Source organism: Eggerthella sp. (assembly GCF_048329335.1).
Lineage (GTDB): Bacteria > Actinomycetota > Coriobacteriia > Coriobacteriales > Eggerthellaceae > Eggerthella > Eggerthella lenta.
In genome coordinates this window covers 1-1,427 of record NZ_DBFEGU010000480.1, presented here as the reverse complement: position 1 = coordinate 1,427, position 1,427 = coordinate 1, and the positions used below count along the sequence as shown (strand labels likewise).

Annotated in this window: 1 protein-coding gene; it reads left to right on the top strand. The window is 69.9% G+C overall.

The genetic code is table 11. The features are described from left to right. Positions 1-1,129 (top strand): IS3 family transposase (locus ACMO6A_RS14895; protein ID WP_418471478.1); only part of this gene is annotated, 1,129 nt, incomplete at its 5' end. Between the last annotated feature and the right edge of the window lie 298 nt (positions 1,130-1,427).

Below are 1,427 nucleotides of genomic sequence, written 5' to 3'. Positions count from 1 at the left end.
GACGAAGGGGAAGGGCGGCGAGGGCGTGGCGAAGGAAGAAGGCGGCGAGCGGGGCGAATGGTCCCGCGCATGGGGCGACCTCCCCGAAGGCGACCCCGTCGAGCGGGCGCGGCTGGCCGAGGTCAGGCTCGCGGAGGCGCTGGCGGTGTTGGACGTCCTAAAAGCACCAGGCCCGGGCTCTTTGAGCAATTCGGAGAAGCGCCGGGCGGGCGAGAGGGCGAGGGCGATGGCGGCGAGGGCGAGGGTCGATGACGTCCTGAGGGATTTCCGCATCGCCAGGAGCACGTACTTCTCGCAGGCGGCGATGGCGGCCAGGCCCGACAGGCACGCGGCCCTGCGGGCGCGCGTGCGCGCGGCCTTCGAGGGCTCGAAGGGCCGCTACGGGTCGCTGAGCGTGTGGGCGGCCCTGCGGCGGGGCGAGGGCGCGCCCGTGCGCGCCCGCGACCTCGCGCCCGGGGACATGGAGGCCCCCGTCGTCGTCTCCGAGAAGGTCGTGCGCCGGATCATGCGCGAGGAGGGGCTCGTCCCGGTCCAGGTCAAGGAGCGCCGGCGCCACAGCTCCTACGCGGGCGAGACCGACGAGCGCCCCGCGAACCTGCCGCTTCGAGAGGACGGGACGCACGGCTTCCGCGCCGACGCGCCGGGCAGGCTCGTCGTGACCGACGTGACCGAGTTCGACCTCGGCGGCCTCAAGGTCTACCTCTCCCCGATCATAGACTGCTTCGACGGCTGCCCGGTGGCGTGGCGGACGTCGACGCGCCCGGACGACGAGCTGACGGCGGGCTCGCTGGAGGACGCGCTCGGGCGCCTGGAGGAGGGCTGCGCCGTCCACACCGACGGCGGCGGCAACTACCGCTCCGCCAGATGGAAGGGCGTCTGCGAGGCCAACGGCCTCGTCAGGTCGATGTCGCGCAAGGCCAAGAGCCCCGACAACGCGAGGGCGGAGGGCTTCTTCGGGACGCTCAAGCAGGAGTTCTTCTACGCGAGGGACTGGAAGGGGACGACGAAGGGGAGCTTCGTGCGGGCCCTCGACGAGTACATCGTGTGGTATCGTGACGAGAAGATCGAGAGATCGCTCGGATGGAAGACGATAGCGGCCCATAGGGCGGCGCTCGCCGCAGCCGCGTAGGAGTCCAGAAAAACGTCCGTGCCCCCAAACCTCGTTTTTGCTGCACATCGCCTTGAAGAGACGCGCGAACCCGCCCGACGGCACGAAGCGTCGACCCGGCGCGGCGCGATCCGAGCCGCGTTCCTCAAGGCGCGCGGGCGTTGAGAAAAATCATGCGGGGCGGGAGCGCGGTGGGTTGGCAACGCCGAGGTTTGCTATTATAGACGGGTTATGTTCTCACCGGTGCCACCTTCGGTTTCCGAGCGATACGCGCGGAGCCGATGCGTGAAAACGAGAGAAGGAAAGCCGGCTCTATGAC